General features: G+C 66.1%; 1 pseudogene. It reads right to left on the reverse strand.

From position 1 onward, the window contains the following. Positions 1-599 (reverse strand): annotated as a pseudogene (locus tag EOD07_RS36710) (AsmA family protein); the annotation flags it as partial.

Here is a 599-nt window from a genome sequence, read left to right on the forward strand (position 1 = left end):
GCCCTGGGCCGAGAGCGCCAGGCCCGTGGTGCCGTCGCCATTGTCGGCGGCGCTGGTCAAGAGATCGATGCGCGCGTCCTGGAACAGTTCGGGATAGGCCGCCGCGCGGCCGGCCAGGCCTTTGAGCACGCCATTGTCGGGATAATGCTGAGCCGCGACATCGATCAGCGGCTTCAGATCCACCGCTACCACGGAAGCGTTGAGCTTGCCGGTCGGGCTTTGGGGAAAATCCTTGATCCGGCCCGTGGCGCTGATCGAGGCGCCGGCCAGGCCGCCGATCGAAAGCCGGTCTATCTCGAGCAGGCCCTCGCGCAGCCGCAGCGCCGTGTCGACGGTGTCGGCGCTCAAGCCGCCGGCGCTGACCGGCCCTGCCTTGATCTGGAAATCGAGATCGCGATCCGAAAAGCGATTGGCGCCCTTGTCGCTGATGAAGATCGAGGCGAAAGCGGCCAGCCCGTCCAGGTCCATCTCGCCGCCGGTAAGCCGCATCAGCACCGATGGCCTGGCGCCGTCCGGCTGGCTGGAATCGATGCTGCCGGAAAATTTCGCCTTGCCGAGGATGAGTTCGAGATCGCTGAAGGACTGCCGGTTCTCGCTGA

This window comes from Mesorhizobium sp. M2C.T.Ca.TU.002.02.1.1 (assembly GCF_003997225.1).